We start from the raw sequence: 22,153 nt of genomic DNA, 5'->3' as shown, positions 1-22,153 counted from the left end.
ATGGGATTCGTGGACTACTTCCTCGTCGTCTGGGACCTGATCAAATACGCGCGCGAGCACGACATCCCCGTCGGGCCGGGCCGCGGCTCAGGCGCGGGCAGCCTCACCGCGTATGCGCTGCGCATCACCAACATCGACCCGATGCGCTACAAGCTGCTCTTCGAGCGGTTCCTTAACCCGGACCGCATCAGCATGCCGGACTTCGACATCGATTTCTGCTACGAACGGCGCGGCGAGATGATCGAATACGCGCGGCAGAAGTACGGCCCCGGGAACGTGTCGCAAATCATCACGTTCGGCCGCATGCTCGCGCGCAACGTCATTCGCAACGTCGGCCGCGTCATGGGCATGCCCTACGGCGACGTCGACCGCATCGCCAAGCTCATCCCCGAGGAGAGCAAGATCACCCTCGAAAAGGCCTTGGAGAAAGAGCCCGAATTGCGCGCCCTCGTTGAGTCGGACCCGCAGATCGCGCGTCTCTGGCGGCTGGCCACGCGTCTCGAAGGCACCGTGGGCAACATCGGCACGCACGCCGCCGGCGTCGTCATCTGCGACCAACCCCTCACCGAGCACGTGCCCCTCTTCAAGGCGTCCGCATCCGAAACCGTCGTCACCCAGTTCGAAATGGGCGGCGTCGAGCAGACCGGCCTGCTCAAGATGGACTTCCTCGGCCTGCGCACGCTTACGGTCGTGCACGAAGCCGTCCGCCTTGTGCGCGAGAACCGCAACATCTCCATCGACATCGACGCTCTCGAACCCAACGACGAAAGGACCTACGCGTTGCTGCGGTCCGGCCATACAACGGGCGTGTTTCAGCTCGAGAGTTCCGGCATGCGCGAACTGACCAAGCGCATCGGGCTGCAGAGCCTTGAAGAGATGAGCGCGCTCGTGGCGTTGTACCGCCCGGGCCCCATGCAATTCGTCGACACCTACATACAAAACAAGTTTCACCCGGAACAGACCCGATTCGATCATCCCCTGCTCGAGCCTATTCTGCGCGAGACCTACGGCATCGCCGTGTATCAGGAACAGGTCATGCAGATCGTGCAGGCAATCGCGGGCTATAGCCTTGCCCAAGCCGACATTCTCCGCCGCGTCATGTCCAAGAAGAAGCCCGAAGAAATGGCCAATCAGCGCCAGATCTTCACCGAAGGCTGCCGCAAGTCCGGGATAAGCGATTCGCTTATTGGCGAGCTCTTCGACAAGATCGAGACCTTCGCCGGATACGGGTTCAACAAATCCCACAGTGTCGCCTACGCCTTCGTCGCCTACCAAACCGCCTATCTCAAGGCACACTACCCCGTCGAGTTCATGTGCGCGCTGCTCACGAGCGAACGCGGCAACCTCGAAAAGATCGCTCTCTACGTCGATGAATGCCGGCGCATGAACATCGAGGTGCTCCCGCCCGACGTCAACAAGAGCGAGACCATGTTCTCCGTCGAAGGCGACGCCATCCGTTTCGGCATGGGCGCCGTCAAGAACGTCGGCGAAGGCCCCGCGGACGCCATCGTCCGCGAACGCGACGAAAACGGCCCCTACGGCGATATTTTCGACTTTTGCTCCCGGCTCGACGCGCGAATGGTCAACAAACGCCTCATCGAGAGCCTGAACAAGGCGGGCGCGTTCCTCTCGTCCGGCTGGAACCGGCGCCAAGTCGAGGCCGTTATCGAAACGGCCCTCCAAGAAGGTCAAATCGCCCAGCGCGACCGCGCTGCGGGCCAGACCTCCCTCTTCGATATGCTCGGCGACGCGCAGCAGGAACAAGTCATGCACGCGCGCCCCGACCTGTTCGAATGGCCCGAAAGCGAACTGCTCCAGTACGAGAAAGAAATGCTCGGCCTCTATGTCAGCAGCCATCCGCTCGCCCGGTATGCCGATACGCTCAAACGCTTCTCCACCATTCGCCTTGGCGACCTTCCGGAACTCCGCGAGAACCAGGAGGTCACCCTCGGCGGGATTGTCTCCGGCGTCAAACTCCACATTACCGGCCGCGGCGCGAAAATGGCTTTCCTCACTCTCGAAACCCTCGAAGGCCACGTCGAAGTCACCGTCTTCTCCGACCTCTACGAACAGAAAGTCGGTCTCCTGGTGCAGGACATGATCGTCATGATGCGCGCCCGCGTCAGCCACCGCGGCCAGGCACCCGGCCTGGTTGCCATCGAAATCTTCCCCATCGAAGATGCCGAAAAAGAATTCACGACCGCTGTGCATATCCGGATGCAAACGGCGGGCCTCGACGAGGTGCTCCTCCAGCGCATCGCCGAAACGCTCGGCGCGCGGCCCGGCAAATGCGATGTCTTCCTTCATTGCATCACCACCGAACGCGACGAAGTCACCGTCCACGCGACCGGCTCTTGCCGCGTCGCGCCTTCCCGCGCGCTCCGGCAGGAGATCGAGAACGTGCTGGGCGAGGGCTGCCTCTGGTTCTCCGCGGGCATGGGCCTGCCCTCCCACACGCCCGCGCCCACCGCCGCGCCCGAGGAGCCGCGCTGGCGCAACCGGCGCAGCGGCGGCCAGTAAGCGGCCCCGCCAGTTGCGGGAGCATGCGCGGGTCAAGCGTTCCACGATGGAGGAACGCTGCGTGAAACCTTGCCGGCATCCAAAGGGGTCTTTTCTGCATATACGGTCCAGGTCACGGTGCGCGGCTGCATCCGGCTGTTGCGCGTCCGGCGAAGGGCCTGCGCGCACGGTGGTCCAGGCAGAACTGTGGGAGACAAGCCATGCTGCTGCAAACGGGGTACGCTTGTGCGGCGGTCTTCGCACTCGCGGTCAGCGCTTCCGCCACGGAAGTCTCAATCGCCGCCGACGGCATGCTCGTCGCGGAGGGACGGCGCCTGTTCGTCATCGGCCTGTATGAATATCCCGCTGACGACGCGGCGCTGGATGAAGTGGCCCGGGCGGGCTTCAATCTCGTGCGCGGCTCGGAAGAGACCGCGGCGCTTGACAGGCTCCGCGCACGAGACCTGTATGCCTGGCTGAACACTGGCGGCCGGATTGAACTGCCGGAAGAGGCCAGCGAAAGCGGGCAGGCCCTGCGGGATATGGTCGCGAATTGGGCTTCGCATCCCGCGCTGCTCGTGTGGGAAGTCCCGGACGAAGCCCTATGGTCATGCTGGCTGGCCGCATATCGACAGCCGGGCATGCTGCTCGAACGCTGGGCGCATTTCAAGAGGGAATCCGCGAAGCTGGCTGTCCGAATGCAGAACGGCTACCAAATGCTCCGGCAATGGGACCCCGCGCATCCCGTTTGGATAAACCACGCAGCGGGAAACTCGCTTGAAGAACTCGCCTGCTTCGGACGCGCCGCCGACATCGTCGGCTGCGACATCTACCCCGTCATGCCCTATGTCACCCGGCCCGTTGACGTTTCACGCAGACTGCTCGGAAGCATCGGCCAATGCACGATCCGCATGCAGGCTTCCGCGCCGCGGAAACCCGTCTGGATGGTGCTTCAGGGATTCAGTTGGGGCGAGGTGGACGACCTATTCGAACGCCGGCCCGGCCAGGGTCAGGCGCCCACCTTTGAGGAGTCGCGTTTCATGGCCTACGACGCGATTGTGCGCGGCGCGCGCGGCGTGCTCTATTGGGGCACGCACCTCCATCCCAAAGACTCCGGATTATGGAAGGACCTCCTGCGTCTCGTGCGCGAACTCGCTGATATCCAGCACGTGCTCGCCGCGCCCGACGCATCCGGGCCCGCGTCGGTCGAGACGAGAGCCTTCGGTTTCTACCCGCTTCGGGGCGGCAACGCCAACCTGGCCGTGCGCGCGCTGGGCAAGGAGGTCGAAGGCGCCACGTGGTGGATCATCGTGAATGAGCTGCCTTTTCCGTGCACCTATGTATTACGCAATACGGGCGCGCCTGAGGGACAGGTCCACGAGGAACTGACGCTTGGCGGCTCCCAGACGTTGCAGGGGGCTGCGATCACCGGCTCCCTGCCAGCCTATGGCGTACATGTGCTCAAACCCGGGCCGCGCCCTTGACACTGCGGGAAGCGCCAGACGCCGCCGCGGCCACTTGTGGTTTGCCTGCTTCCTGATGTAGGGTTTTGCAGTCCGCTTTCACGGCAGGGGATGGGCAGAGCGAGAGCACCACAAGGACAACGCCGCATGATAGACAAGAGCAAGACTACACGCCGCGACTTCATGAAGAAGTCCTCTCTGGTTGCGGGCGCGTTCATGATCGTCCCCCGCCATGTCCTCGGCGGCCTGCACTTCACCGCCCCGAGCGAACGGCCTACGCGCGCCGTTATCGGCGTCGGCGGCATGGGCCGCGGCCACCTCGGCTACGCCGCGGGCAAGCTTCTCGCCGTCTGCGACGTCGACGAAGGCCATCTCAAGGAAGCCCTCGCCGCCGTCGACAAGGACGTGCAGGGCTACAAGGACTTCCGTGAAGTCCTCGCCCGCACCGACATCGACATCGTCCACATCGCGACGCCGCCGCACTGGCATGGCCTGATCGCGGCGGCGGCCGCCGAGGCCGGCAAGGATATCTGGTGCGAGAAACCCATGACCCGTACTATCGGCGAAGGCATCAGGGTCGTCGAATCCGTTCAACGGAATGCGCGCATCTTCCGGCTTAATACCTGGTTCCGGTTCAAGGACGACTTCTACGGCTTCGGCAGCACCGTCCGCCCCATCAAGAAACTCGTAAACAGCGGCATGCTCGGCTGGCCCCTGAAGGTCACCGTCGGAAAATCCACCGGCTTCGACTTCAAATTCTACTGGGTCGGCAGGACCGACCTCGTCCCCGAGCCCGTCCCGCCCCAGCTGGACTATGACTTCTGGCTGGGCCCCGCGCCGTACAAGCCGTACCACCCCCATCGCGTGCATGGCACGTTCCGCGGCTACTGGGACTACGATGGCGGCGGACTCGGCGACATGGGCCAGCATTATCTGGATCCCGTCCAGTATCTCATCGGCAAGGATGACACCAGCCCGGTCGAAATCGACGTTGACGCGCCGCAGCAGCACCCCGACGCCTGCGGCACGTGGCGGCGCATCGCCCTGCGCTATGAAGACGGTTGCGAGATAATTCTCGAAGGCGAAGGCAGCGAGACTCCCGCGCCCTATATCGAAGGGCCGGAGGGCAAGCTGTTCCGCGGGTTCAAATCGGATATCCCCCACTTCGAGCGGAAACTCGCCCAGTTTCCCGACCCGGAACCGCAGGTCACCGATTTCCTGGAAGCCGTCACGCTGCGCAAGAAATTCGCGCTCAATGAGGCGAACGGGCACCGCTCCTGCACCATCGTCAATCTCGCAAAGTGCGCCGTGCAATTGGGGCGCAGCCTCCGCTTTGACCCCGTCGCGCAGCGCTTCATCGGCGACGAAGGCGCCAACCGCCTGCTCGACCAGCCTATGCGCGCGCCCTGGCGGATGTGACATTGCTCGCGGAACGGCTGTAGAACCACTCACGCTTCCAGGACAAGAGACGGTCCATAGCGCCCACCGACACGCGCTCAACTTGGCGGAGGCGGACACGAGCCAGGCAAGGCGCAGGCGTTCAGCACATCCAGCACGATGGCGGCGGCGTCCGGAACGGGATCGCTGAGACGGGGCAGGAAGATGGTGCGCCGCCGCGCCAGTTCCGCGTTTGGAAAATCGCCCGGCTTGTAGCCGCGATATCCCGCCGCCGCGCACAAGGGCCCCCGGTTGCGCGTGAAAACATCGAATCCCCTTGCGAAAACCGGCAGGCTGTGCAGGTTCGGGTAGGGCGAGAGCGTCGCCTGCAATCCGCGCGCGTTCAAGCGCTCCACATATGCCGCCGTCGGCACGCCTGTGATTTCCGCATCGTGAATGACTGGAAAACCATAGAACCCTCCCCGCTCCGCGCCCGCGTACACCTTTACGGGACGAACACCCGGAATCTCCGCCAGCCCCGCCTCGACTTCCTCGATGAATGCGCGCCGCCGCGCATTCAGCGCATCGAGCTTGTCCAGTTGCGCGGCGGCGATTCCAATGCCCAACGGGTGCGCCCGGAACTTCATGCCCAGCCCGAGCGGCTGATGCTCGGCATAGCGCGTGCTGACCAGGTCCATACCCGCGATGCGGTTCACTTGCCCCACGAGGCATGCCCGTTCAAACAGGTCCGTGTCGTCCGTGGTCAACACGCCTCCCTCCCCCGCGCTCACCGCTTTCGAACCCTGAAGGCTCCAGCACCCCGCCCTGCCGATACCGCCGCACATGTGCCCGCCATAGCGCGCGCCGTGCGCGTGCGAGCAGTCTTCGATAACCGGGATGCCGTGTTCTTCGCCGATGGCCGTCAGGGCATCCATGTCGCACACATTGCCCCACAGGTGTACGGCGCAGATACAGCGGGTGCGCCCGGTGATCTTCGCGCGCACATCCGCGGGGTCCAGCATAAGGCTCCCGGGGTCGACATCGCAGAAGACCGGCCGCGCGCCCAGGAGCACCGCTGGCGCGATCGTGCAAATCCAGGTGTTCACAGGGCAGATCACCTCGTCGCCGGGCCCCACGCCAAGCCCGAAATACGCCGAATACAGCGCGGACGTCCCGTTCATGACCGTGAGCGCGTAGCGCGTGCCGACCCAGGCGCGCCAGCGCTCTTCAAACGCGCGCACGACGGGCGTGCCGCCGCTGAGCTCATTGCGCTGCGTCATCTCCGCGACGACCCCCACCTCGTCTTCGGTGATTTGCCGCCAGCGGTCCAACTCCGGCAGCACGGGCCCCGCCGTCTGCACAAAAGCGCGGGGCCGGAACGGATCGAGATTGTCGCGCGCCATTCCTGGTTTCCTCTGTCCGTTTCGCGGCCGTTCAGCGGCGGAAATGGTCGAATCCAGACATCTCGGGGACCGCCCCCGCGATGCGGATGCCCTTGGGTGCCGCGGTAAAACGCCCGACCGCCGTTATGGGCGTTGCGAATGCCGCGCGGAAATCGCGCAGTAAGTCCTCGCACGCATCCCCGTCAATCGCCATCGCCAGTTCATAGTCTTCGCCGCCCGCCAGGATGAGGTCGCGCGGCGCGATACCGAGGACGCCGCGATATTCCTCGAGGACAGGCGCCACGGGCAACGTTTCCGGGTCGATATCGGCCCCCGCATCCGACGCCTCCGCAATATGCGCCGCATCCTGCGCCAAGCCGTCGCTGACATCGATGAGCGCATGCACTTCCTCGCGCAACGCCAGCCAGCGGCCCTCCGCCAGCCGTGGCCGCGGCCGCAGATGCGCTTCCGTCAGCGCCGGCGCCCGTACGCCCAGTTCCAGCGCCAGCAAGCCCGCCGCCGACCGCCCCGGGTAGCCCGTCACCGCGAGCACGTCGCCCGGCCGGGCGCCGCGCCGCAGCCGGTAGCGCCCCTCGGCCGTCTCGCCGATAACCACGACATCCAGGACCATCCGCGCCAGCGACTCCGTGGTATCGCCGCCGATGATCACCGCGCCGCATGCGTCTACGGCCTCGCGGATGCCGCCATAGAGTCCGTCGAGCACTTCCGCCGGAATGTCCACCGGACACGCCAGCGAAACCAGCACGTAGCGCGCCTCGCCGCCCATTGCGGCAATGTCGCTGACCGCCGCCGCAGCCGCTTTCCAGCCGATATCCGCGGGCGAGGCGGTCCGCCGCGAGAAGTGCACATCCTCGACGCACGCATCGGTCGAGACAAGCAGCAGCCGCTCGCCCACGCGCACGACGGCGCAGTCATCGCCCACGCCCTGCACGACCGCCCCGGACTCGGGCAGCCCGCACGTCAGCCGCCGGATCAGCCCGAATTCCCCGAGGTCTCGCAATGAAGTCATACGCTTGACTCCAGTTCGCGCCATGCCTCCGGCAGCGCCTCGACAACGTCGCCCGCGGTCATGCCGCGCTGCGTCCTGGCCGCCGCGGCCAGGTCGCCCGCCAAGCCGTGCGCGTACACGCCAACGCACGCCGCTTCCAGAGGACTCATCCGCTGCGCGAGCAGCCCGCCTATGACGCCGGAGAGGACATCGCCCGTTCCGCCCGTTCCAAGGCCCGAATTGCCGGTGGTATTGACGTACACGGCTTCACCCGGCCCTGCGATTACCGTGCGAAAGCCCTTCAACACCACCACGCAGTCATAGCGCCGCGAAAAGGCGGCGGCGGCGGCTTCGCGGTCCCGTTGGATGGCCTCCGTGCCGCAATCGGCAAGCCGGGCCATTTCGCCCGGGTGCGGCGTCAGAACCAGCGGGGCCGCCGTCGACTCGAGCAGCGTCTCCATGTTTTCGCTCAACGCGTTCAACCCATCCGCGTCCACGAGCAACGGAACCGGGCACCGGGTCACGCACGCGTGAACGAAGCGCGTCGTGTCAGGATGCCGCGACAGGCCCGGCCCGAGCACCACGGCGTCTTTCGATGAGGCGAATGCGAGCGCGGGCGTGGCCGCGTCTTCGGAAAAGGTCTCCATTTCCGTGGCGGGCAACGGCAGGCTCATGGTTTCGAGCAGGCCGGCGGCCACGACGTCCGCGAGCGGGTGCGGAATCCCCAGCGTAACCAGTCCGGCCCCCGCGCGGTACGCGCCCATGCACGTGAGCTTGGCTGCGCCCGTGAAGCCGCGCGAACCGGCAAGCACAAACAGATGGCCGAACGTGCCCTTGTGCCCTTTTTCGGGCCGCGGCGGCAGCCAGGCGCGAATCATGGCCGCATTCAGTTCCTGCGCCATACGGCAACACCTCCCGCAAGCATCGTATGCTGGGCCGGGATGCGGTTCAAGCCTGCCGTGCGCTTGCCTCAGCCGTCGTAGCGGTAGCCGGCGCCGTGCACCGTGAGAATGATCGACGGTTCCTTCGGGTCGCGCTCGATGCGCTTGCGCAATTGCGAAATGTGCTGGTCCAGCGCGCGGCTGTTCGGAAAATAGTCCTGGCCCCACCCGTGATCGAGCAGCGTGTTGCGGTCGAGCACGCTGTGCTGGTTCCGATGGAAGAGCTCGAGCAGCCGCACGTCGCGCAGACTCAATTCAATCACCTTTTCACCCCGCCGCGCGCGCAACTCCGCGGGAAATACTTCCAGGTCCTGCATCCGGAACGGCGGCGGCTGCGCCCCGGGCGCGCGCGCGGCCATGGCGCGCCGCGTCACGGCGCGGATGCGCGCGACCACCTCGCGCACGCCAAAGGGCTTGAGAATGAAGTCGTCTCCGCCGAGTTCCAGGCCGAGCACCTTGTCCACTTCCTCCGATTTTGCACTGATGAAAATCACGGGCACACTGGAATTAACCTTGCGGATCGCGCGGCATACGTCGTAGCCATTGACCTTGGGCATCATGATGTCGAGGCACACGAAATCCGGCGAGTCGGCTTCAAACCGGTCGAGGGCTTCCTTCCCGTCGCGCGCCGGAATGCACCGGTAGCCTTCGCGCGCGAGCACCTCCATAAGGCCGTTCCGGATATGGTCGTCGTCTTCCGCCACCAGCACTTTCATGCCGATTCTCCCGAACCCGCCGGCGTATGCAGTTGCACCTCGAAAACCGCGCCGCCGTCGCCGCGAACGATGTGCAGGCAGCCTCCGTGCAACAGCGCGAGTTCGCGCGATAGCGACAGACCGATGCCGGTGCCCGTCACGCCGTCGGACACCTTGTTGCTCAGCCGGTAAAATGGCTGGAACACACGCTCGAATTCGCCCTGCGGAATACCCGGGCCGCGGTCTTCAACGGTCAGCACCGTGGTCTCGTCTTCGCGGCGGAGATTGATGCCCAGATATCCGCCGTCCGCCGCGTATTTCTCCACGTTGCTGATGAGATTGTTCAGGATCTGCTCGACGGCGTCGCTGTCGAAGCGAACCTGCGCCGAGTCCGTACTGTCGAACCGCACCGCGATGCCGCGCGCCTCAAGGGCGGGCCCCGTGCGTTCGAGCACGGCGCGCACCGTGTCCTCGACGCGTCCTTCCCCCGGATGCAGCACCAGCTTGCGCCGCTGCTTGCGGCCGAAGGTGAGAATGTTCCCGATCAGGCGGCTCAGGCGCTGACTTTCAGATACGATTACGCCGAGCGAACGGGCGCAGCGCGGGTTGTCGGCGAGTTCCTCTTCCAGCAGTTCCGCGTACATTCGGATGTTGGTGAGCGGCGTTTTCAACTCGTGCGAAACCTGGTTCACGAACGTGACGCGCTGCGCCGCTTCGCGCATCTCCCGGGAACTCTCGCGATAGAAATATGCCGCGAGGCCGATCAGCGCGAGCGCGGCCGCCGCGCCGCCCGCGGTCAGATTGAACCAGACGGAGCGCCCGCCCGCGGCGGGCGTGAAGTCCGCCGGCGCGTAGTAGCTCAGGCTCCAGCCGCTCAGCGGCGGGCTGAGCGCGCACGTGACGAACGGCCGTTCAGCTGCGGCGGGCTCGTAGTGCCCCCATTGATACAGCACGCGCCCCTGAGAATCCATCAATGCGATGCGTTCCGGAAGGCGCTGGTCCCATCCCGTATCCGGCAGCGCGCCCACGATGTCCGCGATGAACCGCATCCGCTCCAGTTCGACTCCCACCGTGTGACCCAAGCCGTCACGCCACCAGAAGATGAAGTTCAGCCCGTCGCCCCAATACCACGTGTACCAGCCGCTCGCAAGCTGCGGCCCGCCGCTCGAACCGTAAGGCGTCTGCTGAAAGGGCATCACCTGATGCGCGGGAGCCGGCGCGCCCCCGGGCGCGCCAAATGCGGCCGCATCCGGCGGGTGAAACAGCGGGTCGCGGCTGCGCCACAGTTCCGTCGTGCGCCGGAAGAATTCCTGTTGCTTGGGGCCGCTGTCCGCGGAGAGCCGGGGAAAGGCCAGCGTGCCGTCTTCCGCAATCACGAAAAGTTGCCGGACCAGGCCCGTGGCCGCCAATTCATCGGACAGCGCCGCCGTGTGGGCGTCCGTCAGCGCGCGCTCGGCAAATGGGCGCGTGTATGCCTGCAGAAACTGCTGAATATCTTCGTCGATGCCTGTCAGTCTGACCGCCAGCATTTCCCGCCAACGATGAACGGCCATCTCCCGTTCGCTGCGCGCGACACGCACGCCGAGAACGGCCACCAGCGTGAGCGGCGCAAGCACCAATAGCGCCAGAATGACTATCAATCGAATCTTCAAGCGGCCCGGAGCCTCCCTTTGCTGTGGCCATTCTACTCGACATAGCCGAGGGACTGTAGCTGCTGCGCGCTTTGATTCTCGAGCATGACCTTGCGGCGCTCACGCCATTCCGCGTCGTCGAGGTTCTGCGCGTCCAGTTCGTTTGCCTGCGCATCCTCCCGCAACTGCTCCGAGTCAAAACGGACCGAGTTGTCGAAGAACCAGGCCGAATTGTCGACCAGGGCGCGGCGCGCTTCCTCGATCTTGCCCTGGTCGCGCAAGACGCGCGCCGCCGCGTTGCGCTCGGCCCCGATTTGCCGGACCACCGAGACCATGACATTCGCGTCGGTGTGCTGCTCCACTTCCGCGTCGGAATCCGTGAATTTCACGGCAATCCGGCCCGTGTGCCGCTCCCATTCCCGGGAAATCAGGTTGAGACACCGGGACTCGACTTCGCCGACGAGGGCTTCTTCGCCCGCCGCGCCGGCAGGCACCTCCAGCTCCACGATTACGTACTTGTCCTGGCCGCTGAACAGTTGGCCGAAATCGACGGTGACCCGCTGTCCGTCGACGGACCCTTCACGGCCCAGCACCCGCACGGGGCGCACGCCCGGGGCGCATTCGATGCTGACGCCCGCGTCCTGCGCGACGGCGGTGAGTACGTCGCCGAATTCGAGATTGAACTTGTGCGCGAGGTCACCCGCTTCCGCCGCGAAGAGATGGCTTCCGTTGCTCCGTTTCGCCAGCAGCGCCATCAGGTCCTCGTTGTAGTCGAGGCCGAGCCCGATGGTCGTCACACAAATCCCGGAGCAAAACAGCGAGGCCCCGAGGTCGCCCAGGTCTTCCGGCGCGCTGGGGCCGACATTCGCCAGCCCGTCGGAAAGCAACACGATGCGATTGACGCGCTCCAGGTCGAGAAACTTCCGGGCCTCCGCCGCGCCCTTGCTGACCCCCGCGAACAGAGCCGTATTGCCCCCGGCACCCAGCGCGCGGATGCGTTCCATGATCACGGCGCGATCCGCCACCTTCGTCGCCGGCACCAGCACGGACACGGTGGTGTCATACGCAATCACGGAGACAATGTCCTGCGCGTTGAGCCGGTCCATCACCATGCAGGCGGCGTCCTTGGCGCGCTCGAGTTTCTCGCCCGACATGGAGCCGGACTTGTCCAGCACGATGGCGACGTTCACCGGCGCGCGCTCGCCCGGCTCGATTTCGAAGCCGCGCAGCCGCACCTTGACGTAGGCCGTCCGCGGCGCGCCCGCCTTCACGAAGGGCGTGCCTATAGCCGCGGTCATCTCGATCTCGCGGCATTGCGCGACGCGGCCCCAGGTCGCGGCCACGGCAAGCGCAACGACTGCGCAACGCAGGACCATCCTGACGCTTCCATGACTTTTGGCGTTGTGTCCGTTCATCGAATCATCCTCCTTTTGCCGGGCGCGGGATTCCGGGCCCGCGCCCCTGCCTCTGACGATACGGCGCGGGGCGGCGCAAGAGGTCAGGCAAGCGCAACGGGATTGTAAGATATGTGTCAGGCAACGGGGATGGCGCAGGGACTTTTCCTCAAAAGAGGGCGCGGACACGGATGGTCTCCGGCAGCCGCGCCAGTTCGCGGATCATGGCACGCGTGGCCGTCTTGGCTATGTCCATGATCAGATAGCCCACGTCTTCCTGCGTGCGCAGATGCTGGGCCGCGACGTTGATGCCCGCCTCGCCGAACAGGGCATTCACATGCTGCAGCACGCCGGGCACATTGCGGTGAATATGGAGGATACGATGGTGATGTATCAATTCCGGCAGAATCACGTTCGGGAAATTGACCGCGCCTTCGGTCGACCCGTTGTTGGTAAAGCGGATCAGCTTGCCCGAGACTTCAAGCCCGATATTGCGCTGCGCTTCCTGCGTAGATCCGCCGATATGCGGCGTCAAGATGACGTTGGGCATGCCCTGCAGCGGCGAGACGAACGGGTCTGCGTCCGAACCGGGTTCCTGGGGGAATACGTCCAGTGCCGCCCCGGCGAGATGCTTTGACACAAGAGCCGCGCGCAATGCGTCCACGTCCACGACGAAACCGCGGCTCGTGTTGATCAGGAACGAGCCCTGCTTCATCCAGCCGATTTCCTCGCCGCCGATCATGCCCGCGTTGCCCGGATCGCCGGGCACGTGCACGGTGACCACGTCGCTGTTTTCGAGCAGGTCGCGCAAATCAGCGGCGCGCGCTGCGTTGCCGAGCGCGAGCTTGTCGGCAATGTCGTGGTAGAGCACGCGCATGCCGAGCGCTTCGGCGAGAATGGACACCTGGCTGCCGATATGCCCGTAGCCGACGATGCCGACGGTCTTGCCGCGCACCTCGACGCTGCCGCGCGCACTCTTGTGCCACTCACCCTGGTGCGCCGAGCGGATCTTGTCGTACAGGTTGCGAAAGAGCATCAGAATGCCGGCGATCACGAGTTCGGCGACGCTGCGCGTGTTCGAGTGGGGCGCATTGAAGACGGGCACGCCTGCCGACCGGGCTGCGCCCGTATCGACCTGGTTCGTGCCGATACAGAACGCGCCTACGGCCAGCAGGCGGCGCGCTTTCCGTATGACGCGCTCCGGGAGGCAGGTCTTCGAGCGTATCCCGATGAGGTGGTATTCGGCGGCCCGGTCCAGCAACTCCGCTTCACTGAGGGCGCGCTTCTCCACGTCGATGCTGAAAGACTCTTCGCGCAGACGCGCCACGGCATCCGGGTGTACGCCCTCGAGCAGGAGCACGCGGATTTTGTCTTTCGGGTAAGAGGTCTCAACGGTCATGCACGGAACTCCCTCTTGCCATCGGGTTCGCGGTCAAGGAGGGCCGGATCATAAACGGGACGGGTGGCGCGCGACAACAGAACCCGGAAAGCGGGCGAACTGAGGCTGGCGGAAATCACCCGCTCATGAGACCCGCCATGGCAAGGAAAGGGCGAAGGCCGCCGGCCCTCGACTCGAGGACCGGCGGCCTTGAATGAACGCTTCTTCGCGTCAGCCGCGATACGAAGCCGCTATTTGCGGCGGCGCAGCGCCGCGGCGCCGCCCAACGCGCTCAGGACGGTCAGCACCGCCAACCCGAGCACGCCGGCGGCAGGCACGCCCTGGACCACCGTCAACTCGGCAATCGAGGAGTACACGGTCACGTTGGCGTCAGACACTGCTACCTGATAGAGGCCCGCATCCGCCCAGACCGCGGGATCCAGCGACAGCGTCGTGGTCGTCGTGCCGGAGATGTTGCCTCCGTCAGCCAGATTGACGAACGCCTTCGTGCCGTCGTCCTTCTGCCACTGAATGGTCACCGTGCCAAGGCCGCCAGCCACGCCGATCGACCACTCGAACGGCTGGTCGTTGCGCGCCGTCGCGTCTTCGAGGTCGTCCGTAATGGTCAGCGGGTCCGCGATGGTGACCACCGCCGTGCCGGACGGCGCTGTCCCGACCTGGTCCGTGATCTCCGTGTTGTAATCGTACATGCCCACGCCCACCGCGGCCGGGTCGACCGTCAACGTAATCGTGTTCGGCGTCGTAATCGCGGTGGGGCCGTCAACAACCGCGCCGTCCTGCTTCCAGACGTAGGCCATCGGCTCCATGCCGCCCGCGAAGTGGGCCGACAGGTCGAAGGCCGGGTCCGTCGTGTACGCCGCAACGTCCTGCGGCTGCGCGTCGAAGACGATCGGCTCGCTCACGTGCAGCACGGCCTGGTTCGAGAAGATGTCCGTGACCACGAACACATTCGGATCGACCTGGTTCACGCCCTCGTCATGCACGACGACATCGATAATCACGCCGTCGTACGCCAGGGTCAGCGGAGGCGTCGGGATCGCCGGCACCGACGGCGCGCCGGCGCTGGAGCCGTTGATGCGCCAGTCATAGGTGTACGGCTGGAACCCGTCGACCACCTGGACCGAGAAGCCCAGAATGTCGCCTACGTAACCGTTGGCATCCTGCGGGTGAACGAGGATGCTCGGCGCATCCGCTACCGCAACCGCGCAGGTGTTGGACGGCGCATCGGGGTTGAGCCCGCCGCTGTTGTCGCTCACCAGAGCGTAGTAATCGCCGATGTCGGAAGCGTCTGCCGCGCCCAGGTCCAGGGTCGAGAGACCCGCCTGCGGCCCGGCAACCACGTCGCCATCCTTGTACCAGGTGTACGTATACGGCGGGAACCCGTTATTGACGTCTGCGGTGAGCGACAGCGGGGTGTAATCCGTGTATGCGCGCAGCACCGCGGGCAGGAGCACCGCCATGTAGTTCGTGACCGTCAGCGTCAGCGTGTTCGACGACACCACTTCCGGCGTGCCGCTGTCGGTGACGACGCAGTAGTACGAACCCAGGTCGCCCAGATGGATTTCGTCGAACGACACGGTGTCCGTGTCCGTGCCGGACAGGGTCGTGCCCGACACCTGCAGGCCGTCGCTCAGGAGCACCGGCCCGCCGCCGTCGTCAAAGTACCAGTCGTAATCCAACGCCGGGATGCCGCCTTCGGTCGTGATCGAGAGTTCGAACCCCGTATCGCCATTGTTCGCGGAGGCGTCACTGGGCAGGTCCTCAATGATCGCGAGGTGCTTGTACACGTTCAATTGGACGGCCGGCGAAGGCACCACCGCGGCGGGCGCATCGGAATCCGTCACCTTGCTGCGGTAGAAGCCCGTCGCGCCGAGACCGACGTTGTCCAGGTCCAGCGTTGTGACCGGGGACGCGCCGCCAATCGTAACGGTCGCGCCGGCGTCGTTCGGATGGCCGCCAAGCCCGCCGCTCAACTGCACTTCGGGTTCGACACCCGCGTCAAAGCCGTCCGGGTCGAAGAACCACTCGAGGGCCGTGTACGGCGGCACACCGCACTCCGCGCGCGTCTGCATGACGGCCGGCAGGTCGTCCAGTTCGTACATGGCAATCGACACGGACGATTCGAGCAGATTGGCAAGGCTGCCGATCACCGTGACGGTCGCCTGGCAACTGTTGCTGTTGCCCGCATCGTCGAATACGGTCATCGTCACCGTGTTGGCGCCAAGGTCCGCGCAGTCGAACGTGTCGGGCACGATGGTCGTGGCCGCCAGGTTCAGGCCGCAGTTGTCGGAACTACCGTTGTCGATATCCGCGAACGTGACCGTGGACGCGACATCGAGGTCCAGCGTGAAGTTCTGGCACTGGGCCACCGGGTCTATGTCGTCCACCACGTTCACCGTGGTCTGACACGTGGCGGAGTTGCCCGATGTGTCGAACACCGTCAACGTAACCGTTTTCGCCGGGATGTCCGCACAGGTAATCGGGATGCTCGCCGCGCCGTCGACCAAATACGCCGCCGGGTTCAAGCCGCAGTTGTCCGTGCTGCCGCTCTCGATGGCCCCCGCGGCCAAGGTCCCCACGGATAGGTTCACCGTGACCGTCCCATTCGCGACGCAACCCGCGACCGGCGGAACGTCGTCCACCACGTTCACCGTGGTCTGGCACGTGGCGGAATTACCCGATGTGTCGAACACCGTCAACGTGACCGTTTTCACCGGCATGTCCGCACAGGTAATCGGGATGCTCGCCGCGCCGTCAACCAAATACGCTGCAGGGTTCAAGCCGCAGTTGTCCGTGCTGCCGCTCTCGATGGCCCCCGCGGCCAAGGTCCCCACGGAGAGGGGCACCGCAACCGTCCCATTCGCGACACAGCCCGCGACCGGCGGAACGTCGTCCACCACGTTCACCGTGGTCTGGCACGTGGCGGAATTGCCCGATGTGTCGAACACCGTCAACGTAACCGTTTTCGCCGGCATGTCCGCACAGGTAATCGGGATGCTCGCCGCACCGTCGACCAAATACGCTCCCGGGTTCAAGCCGCAGTTGTCCGTGCTGCCGCTCTCGATAGCAGCCGCCGCCAAGGTTCCCACGGAGAGGGGCACCGTGACCGTCCCATTCGCGACGCAACCCGCGACCGGGTTGATGTTGTCAAGAACCGTCACGGTCGCGTTGTTGCACGTGGTCCAACGGCCAATGCGGTCTCTCACCGTCAGCGAGACAACCTTGCTCGGCATATCGGTGCACGTGAACGTTGTCTGACTGGCGGAGCGTCGCCAGAGCCCGGCTTGCGCCGTGCTGCCGCCGTCGATGCTTAGCGGATTCAGCACACCGTTCTCCGGCGCGCCGAGATGCACGGTCGCGTTCTGGCACACCGCCGTCGGGACGATGAGCGACATTTCGTAGCAGCCCATGTCCGCGCGCAGCGCCACGAGGCCGTTGATCGGCCGCGGCACGTCGCCGCGGTCGGAGGTGAGCGACGGCCCGGGATTTGCCGTGTCGATACACGGCGAAGCGCCAAGCGCCAGCATGCGATAGAACGGCACGTCCACATAAGCGGGATTCGCGCTGATATTGCCCAACCCGGGTGCCACGCCGTTCTGCAAGTCGCAGTAGGTAAAGACCATGCTGCCGCCGCCCTCAGACTGCCAGCCGTTGTTGGTATTGAACCAGAGAATCGAACTGTCCATCGTGACGGCCGAATTCCACCCGTAGATACCGCCGCCCTGAAGGCCGAACAGCGTCCAGCCCGCGAGATTGCCCATCACATTGTTCGTAATCGTGCAGTGGACAAATACGGGCGCGGAACCATTGACAAACACGCCGCCGCCGCTGCGGATGGGGTTCGGCGGCGCCGCCGTATCCGCGTTGCGGTTCGCTACGTTATCCGCGATGAGGCAGTTATTGTAGGTCGCCGTCGCCAGGAAACCCGGGGCGGCTTCGTTCGCGACGCCGCCGCCGCTGACCGATGCGCTGTTCGCCATGACCCAGCAATTGGCGACGGTGAGCGAGCTCGTCGCCCAGTTATAGATGCCGCCGCCGCGCCACGTGTGGTAGTCGCCCGCGACGCCCGCGGCCTGACCGCCCGTGATCGTAAAGCCGTCAATGATGACATTCACGGAACCGCCGGCATTCCTGCCCACGACAACAACGTGATAAGCCGCCGCACCGGCGCGCGATGACGACCCGTCGATGATCGTGGGGGTTACCAGCGGCGCGCGCTGATTGCGGGCCGTTTCCGTCCCCTCAAAGCCGCCGTACAGGTGCACGTTATCCTTCAGCACCAGAGAGCCGGCAACCGAGGCGGGCGCACCCCACAGTTCCGTGCGTTGCTCGTTGTAGGTTCCCTGCGCGACCCAGACTTCGTCGCCGCCCGCGAGCCACGCGATATCGATACCGCGCTGGATCGTGGCGACGGCCTGGCCGGAACCCCAGCCGTTGCCGGGGTTGGCGTCATTGCCGGTGGCCTTGTTCACATAAACCGTGGCTGAGGCGCTGGCCGCGACCAGCACGCTCAAGAGTACCAGAGCCCATGTCCTGCGTGTCATGATTCCGCTCCTTCGTTGAATACACAAGAATAACTGCAATGCTCCCCGCAGCTCCAGTCCCGTACGGCGTTCGTGCCCCCTCCTCGAGGATGCCACGAACGAACGGAACGGCTGCCTCATCCAGCACTACCTCACGTACCCGTGAAACCGTTGCATTATACCCAACAAGCGTCCAAGAACGGCCCGACTACGAGTCCCAAGCAGCATGCCTCACTTGCGGCCCTTGAAAACGACACATCCTTTGCTGCCCTGCTCCCGGCGCCTTGCGGGGGATGGCGACACACGATTACAGCAGCCGTCACTCCCTCTTGCCTTGAACACCAGTGTCGTCATGATATACCTTTCTCCTCAGATTTGCAATAGCCGAGATTCCGCGCCGGCAGACCTTTGTTTTGCAGATATCGCACTAATCGCAGATTGTGCCGATGAAAAACACTGGGGCAAATACCAAACCCAACGGCCTGCCATCCCCGGATGGAACTGGCGAGGCAAACGCAGCGGGAGTAGAATAGAGAGACTCGCCCCACCCTCAGCCGGACAATGGGGGCACGAAACAGCGAAGGAGCGGAGGGGTCGCGCATGGCGTTCTCATTCGAGAGCGGGAGCAAACCGCCGCACACGAACCTGGATGTCCAGGCCCGCCTTGCCGAAGCGGCCGCGCTGTCCGCGCAGGAAGATAAGGCGTTCCGGGCGCGGCTGGCCCTTTCGCGGCGCATCATCCTGCTCGCCGCGCTCTGGTTCCTTGTGTTCTCCGTCCTCTCGGACGTTGTCCTTGGGGTGTGGGAGTACGAGTCTTATTATCTCAATGCCGCCCTGGACACGGTCTCCGTATTGGTCGCGCTGGGACTGATCGCCTACTTCATCCGGCTGATTCGCGGCGTCTATCAGGTAATCTGGCCGCTGCTTGTGGGAACATTCTTTGCCGCATTGGGCAGAGGCCTGATCATCGCGGCCGCACTCCCTCCGCTGCGCGAGACCCTGGAAGACCCCTGGAAACACAAACTGTACTTTACTATTGCCCAACCCATCTCGGGGCTGGGGCTGGTGTTGCTGGTCACGGGCTTGTTTCTGGCGATTGTGCAACTCATCATCGAACGACAGCACGCCGCATCCGAACGTGCCCGGCTGACCCAGGAAACGGCGTTACGCGCCAGCACCGAGCAAAGCCTGCGCCAGAGCGAATCCAAATACCGCCACCTGGTCGAGACCCTGTATGAGGGCATCTGGGTAATCGACGGAGAGGAAGCAACTTCCTACGTCAACCCTCGCATGGCCGAAATGCTCGGATACGCGGTGGAGGAGATGATTGGACGGAAGCTGTTCGAGTTCATGGACGAGGCCGCGCGGGAACAGGCGAAGCATTACCTCGAACGGCGGCGAGAAGGCGTAAAGGAGCAACACGATTTCGAGTTTAGGAGGAAAGACGGAACGCGCCTCTACGCCATGTTGGAAACGGGGCCTATCATGGACGAAGAAGGCCGTTATGCCGGGGCCATCGCGGGGATCGTCGATATCACGGAGCGCAAGCTCGCCGAAGACGCCCTGCGCCAGAGCGAAGAACGCATGCGCGCGCAATACGAGCACTTCCCCATCCCCACGTTCACGTGGCGGAAACAGGACGGCGACTTCATTCTCGCCGACCACAACGCCGCGGGATTGGCAATGACGGAAGGTCATGTTCTTTCCTGGCTGGGCCGCACCGCGCGCGAGTATCTCGCGGACCGCCCGGATATCCAGGAAAACCTCGAACGCTGTTTCGCGGAGCGGAACACCTTTGTCGTGGAAACGCCCTTCGAATTGCGCCACGTTCCCGGCGAAAAGCGGCTGGTCGTCGAGTATGTGTATGTGCCGCCCGACTCGGTCATGGTGCATACGGAGGACGTCACCGCGCGCATGGCCGCGGAGCAGGAGCGGACCCGCCTCGTCGCAGCCATCGAACAGGCCGCCGAAGCGGTGATGATCACCGACGCCGCCGGCCTGATCCAGTACGTGAACCCGGCGTTCGAGCGCACGAGCGGCTACACGCGCGATGAAGTGACGGGGAAAACGCCGCGCCTGTTGCGCAGCGGCAAGCAGGCCCCCGGCTTCTACAACACTCTGTGGGGCGAAATCGCGAGCGGCCGCGTGTGGCAAGGGCGCGTCACGAACAAGCGCAAGGACGGCGCGCTCTACGAGGAGGACATGACAATCACGCCCGTGATGGACGAGGGGGGGAACATTCGGCACTACGTTGCGCTCAAGCGCGACGTCACGAAAGAGGTGGCGCTCGAACGGCAGTTGCGCCAGTCGCAGAAAATGGAGGCCATCGGCACCCTCGCGGGCGGCATCGCCCACGATATGAACAATATCCTCTCGCTCGTTCTGGGCCATTGTGAACTCTGCATCGACCAGACCGAAAAAGGGTCCGCCGCCCGCTCCCACATGCACGGGATCGCAAGGGCCGCGCGCCGCGCTTCGGACCTGGTCGCCCAGATTCTCGCGTTCAGCCGCCAGGAAGAACCCGAGCGCCGTCCCGTGGCCATCGCGCCCGCGGTCAGCGAGACCGTCCGATTTCTGCGCCGTTCGCTGCCGCCCGTCATCCAGATACGGCAACACCTGGCCAACGACGGCGCCTGCGTGCTCGCGGAGGCCACCCAGATCCACCAGGTCGTCATGAACCTGTGCACGAACGCGTCCCACGCCATGCGTCAGAACGGCGGCGTGCTCGAGGTCGTCCTGGAATCCGTCGAGGTGGAGGAACCCTACGTTGGCAACGTGGGCGTGCTCGAACCAGGCCCCTACGTATGCCTGCGCGTGTCCGACACGGGAATCGGGATGGATGCGGCAACGGTGGACCGCGTCTTTGAGCCTTTCTTCACGACTAAGCAGCCGGGCGAAGGCACGGGATTGGGCCTGTCGACCGTGCTCGGCATCGTCAAGAATTGCGGAGGCGCCATTGGCGTCCAGAGCGAGCCTGGCAAAGGCTCAACATTCACCCTGTATCTGCCGCGCGTCCCGGGCGGGCCGCCCGAATATCACGAACGGATCGCACCCCCCGAAGGGCAATACGAGCGCATTCTTATCGTCGACGACGACGAGGAATTATGCCAGGTAGCCGCCGATATTCTGTCCCTCCTGCACTATCGCGTTTTTGTGGAATCGAGCAGCCTGCGCGCGCTGGACCGGTTCCTCGCGTCGCCCGAGGCCTTCGACCTGTTGCTCCTCGACAACGCCATGCCGCACATGGACGGCATTCAAATGGCCATCAAGACACGCGCCGTGCGGCCCGGCGTCCCTGTCATTATCATGGCCGGTTTCGCGGACTCGCTGACCGAGAGCCTCGTCCTCGAAATGGGCATTTCCGAACTGATTCAAAAACCGCTCGACAAGGAGAAGCTGGCGAACACGGTGCGCCGCGTGCTGGACCAGTGCGCGAGCGCGTAGCCGGACCCGGGCCGTTTGCCGCGGCGCCGGCCGGCTTGTCGTGCGGTTGACCGGCATCGGCGCTGTCGCCGCCTTTACGGTCGCCGCTTCGGTTGTCCTCCGGAGTCTGACCAGGGCCCTTGCCGGCCTGCGCGTCACGCCGGAAGTAGCGTGCATGGGACTGGACAAGAGCGAAATGGGACTGGAAGCCCATCCCGAGGACGCCACGACGGCAGAATACAAATATGCCGGGGTTTGAACCCGTGACCCCATCCCGGCATCGCGCCGCCGGTTCCTTCCATCGGCGGCGCGACCGCATATCTCACGAGGAACGCAAAGACAACTCGCGGTCCCTGCCGTCCCTGCCGTCCCCGACGCCGGGGCACAGTGCGGTAAATTCAGGAACTTGCGGCAGCC

At 64.8% G+C, this 22,153-nt stretch carries 13 protein-coding genes; 5 read left to right on the top strand and 8 right to left on the bottom strand.

The window, feature by feature from the left end; all coding sequences use genetic code 11:
• From dnaE to KA184_15765, 3 genes are all read left to right on the top strand, one after another.
• Nucleotides 1–2,520 (top strand): DNA polymerase III subunit alpha (gene dnaE, locus KA184_15775; GenBank protein MBP8131038.1); only part of this gene is annotated, 2,520 nt, incomplete at its 5' end.
• A 200-nt stretch (nt 2,521–2,720) separates the two neighbouring features.
• Nucleotides 2,721–3,983, top strand: a complete 1,263-nt coding sequence (locus KA184_15770) for a hypothetical protein (GenBank protein ID MBP8131037.1) — start codon at nt 2,721–2,723, stop codon at nt 3,981–3,983.
• Between the two features lie 126 nt (nt 3,984–4,109).
• Nucleotides 4,110–5,381, top strand: a complete 1,272-nt coding sequence (locus tag KA184_15765) for a Gfo/Idh/MocA family oxidoreductase (GenBank protein MBP8131036.1) — start codon at nt 4,110–4,112, stop codon at nt 5,379–5,381.
• Between the two features lie 77 nt (nt 5,382–5,458).
• On the opposite strand, the gene KA184_15760 is transcribed toward KA184_15765, so the two are convergent.
• The 8 genes from KA184_15760 to KA184_15725 all read right to left on the bottom strand — a co-directional run bounded on the left by KA184_15760 (nt 5,459) and on the right by KA184_15725 (nt 18,334).
• Nucleotides 5,459–6,742 carry a DegT/DnrJ/EryC1/StrS family aminotransferase gene (locus tag KA184_15760; GenBank protein ID MBP8131035.1) on the bottom strand — a complete coding sequence of 428 codons (1,284 nt, stop codon included), beginning with the start codon at nt 6,740–6,742 and terminating at the stop codon, nt 5,459–5,461.
• Nucleotides 6,743–6,773: 31 nt separating this feature from the next.
• Nucleotides 6,774–7,751, bottom strand: coding sequence for a thiamine-phosphate kinase (thiL, locus tag KA184_15755; protein MBP8131034.1), 978 nt, complete (start codon nt 7,749–7,751; stop codon nt 6,774–6,776).
• Nucleotides 7,748–8,632 (bottom strand): NAD(P)H-hydrate dehydratase, encoded by an 885-nt coding sequence (locus KA184_15750; GenBank protein ID MBP8131033.1) that lies wholly within the window; start codon nt 8,630–8,632, stop codon nt 7,748–7,750. The genes thiL and KA184_15750 overlap by 4 nt, the downstream gene beginning before the upstream one ends.
• Before the next feature lie 68 nt (nt 8,633–8,700).
• The gene (locus tag KA184_15745; GenBank protein ID MBP8131032.1) at nt 8,701–9,387 is read right to left on the bottom strand and encodes a response regulator transcription factor; all 687 of its coding nucleotides are present in this window, start codon (nt 9,385–9,387) and stop codon (nt 8,701–8,703) included.
• Nucleotides 9,384–11,018, bottom strand: coding sequence for a HAMP domain-containing histidine kinase (locus KA184_15740; GenBank protein ID MBP8131031.1), 1,635 nt, complete (start codon nt 11,016–11,018; stop codon nt 9,384–9,386). Before KA184_15740 ends, KA184_15745 begins: the two co-directional genes overlap by 4 nt.
• A 32-nt stretch (nt 11,019–11,050) precedes the next feature.
• Nucleotides 11,051–12,373 (bottom strand): VWA domain-containing protein, encoded by a 1,323-nt coding sequence (locus KA184_15735; GenBank protein MBP8131030.1) that lies wholly within the window; start codon nt 12,371–12,373, stop codon nt 11,051–11,053.
• Between the two features lie 187 nt (nt 12,374–12,560).
• Complete coding sequence (gene serA / locus KA184_15730; protein MBP8131029.1) at nt 12,561–13,790, bottom strand: phosphoglycerate dehydrogenase; 1,230 nt, start codon at nt 13,788–13,790, stop codon at nt 12,561–12,563.
• A 230-nt stretch (nt 13,791–14,020) separates the two neighbouring features.
• On the bottom strand, nt 14,021–18,334 hold the full coding sequence (locus tag KA184_15725; GenBank protein MBP8131028.1) for a hypothetical protein: 4,314 nt from the start codon (nt 18,332–18,334) through the stop codon (nt 14,021–14,023).
• A gap of 579 nt (nt 18,335–18,913) precedes the next feature.
• On the opposite strand from KA184_15725, the gene KA184_15720 reads away from it, so the two are divergent.
• Both KA184_15720 and KA184_15715 read left to right on the top strand, forming a co-directional pair.
• The gene (locus KA184_15720; GenBank protein ID MBP8131027.1) at nt 18,914–21,757 is read left to right on the top strand and encodes a PAS domain S-box protein; all 2,844 of its coding nucleotides are present in this window, start codon (nt 18,914–18,916) and stop codon (nt 21,755–21,757) included.
• A 40-nt stretch (nt 21,758–21,797) separates the two neighbouring features.
• The gene (locus KA184_15715) at nt 21,798–21,995 is read left to right on the top strand and encodes a hypothetical protein (protein MBP8131026.1); all 198 of its coding nucleotides are present in this window, start codon (nt 21,798–21,800) and stop codon (nt 21,993–21,995) included.
• Nucleotides 21,996–22,153: the final 158 nt, after the last annotated feature.

The organism is Candidatus Hydrogenedentota bacterium (genome assembly GCA_018005585.1).
Taxonomy (GTDB): domain Bacteria; phylum Hydrogenedentota; class Hydrogenedentia; order Hydrogenedentales; family JAGMZX01; genus JAGMZX01.
The sequence above is the reverse complement of the archived record's forward strand: the minus strand, read 5'-3'. Positions and strand labels throughout refer to the sequence as shown.

Bases quoted from the DNA above. Each gene is read 5' to 3' on its own strand.
- KA184_15750 (MBP8131033.1), bottom strand. From the start codon at position 8,632: ATGGCGCAGGAACTGAATGCGGCCATGATTCGCGCCTGGCTGCCGCCG.
- KA184_15765 (MBP8131036.1), top strand. From the start codon at position 4,110: ATGATAGACAAGAGCAAGACTACACGCCGCGACTTCATGAAGAAGTCC.
- serA (MBP8131029.1), bottom strand. From the start codon at position 13,790: ATGACCGTTGAGACCTCTTACCCGAAAGACAAAATCCGCGTGCTCCTG.
- KA184_15760 (MBP8131035.1), bottom strand. From the start codon at position 6,742: ATGGCGCGCGACAATCTCGATCCGTTCCGGCCCCGCGCTTTTGTGCAG.
- thiL (MBP8131034.1), bottom strand. From the start codon at position 7,751: ATGACTTCATTGCGAGACCTCGGGGAATTCGGGCTGATCCGGCGGCTG.
- KA184_15745 (MBP8131032.1), bottom strand. From the start codon at position 9,387: ATGAAAGTGCTGGTGGCGGAAGACGACGACCATATCCGGAACGGCCTT.
- KA184_15725 (MBP8131028.1), bottom strand. From the start codon at position 18,334: ATGACACGCAGGACATGGGCTCTGGTACTCTTGAGCGTGCTGGTCGCG.
- KA184_15720 (MBP8131027.1), top strand. From the start codon at position 18,914: ATGGCGTTCTCATTCGAGAGCGGGAGCAAACCGCCGCACACGAACCTG.
- KA184_15735 (MBP8131030.1), bottom strand. From the start codon at position 12,373: ATGGTCCTGCGTTGCGCAGTCGTTGCGCTTGCCGTGGCCGCGACCTGG.
- KA184_15770 (MBP8131037.1), top strand. From the start codon at position 2,721: ATGCTGCTGCAAACGGGGTACGCTTGTGCGGCGGTCTTCGCACTCGCG.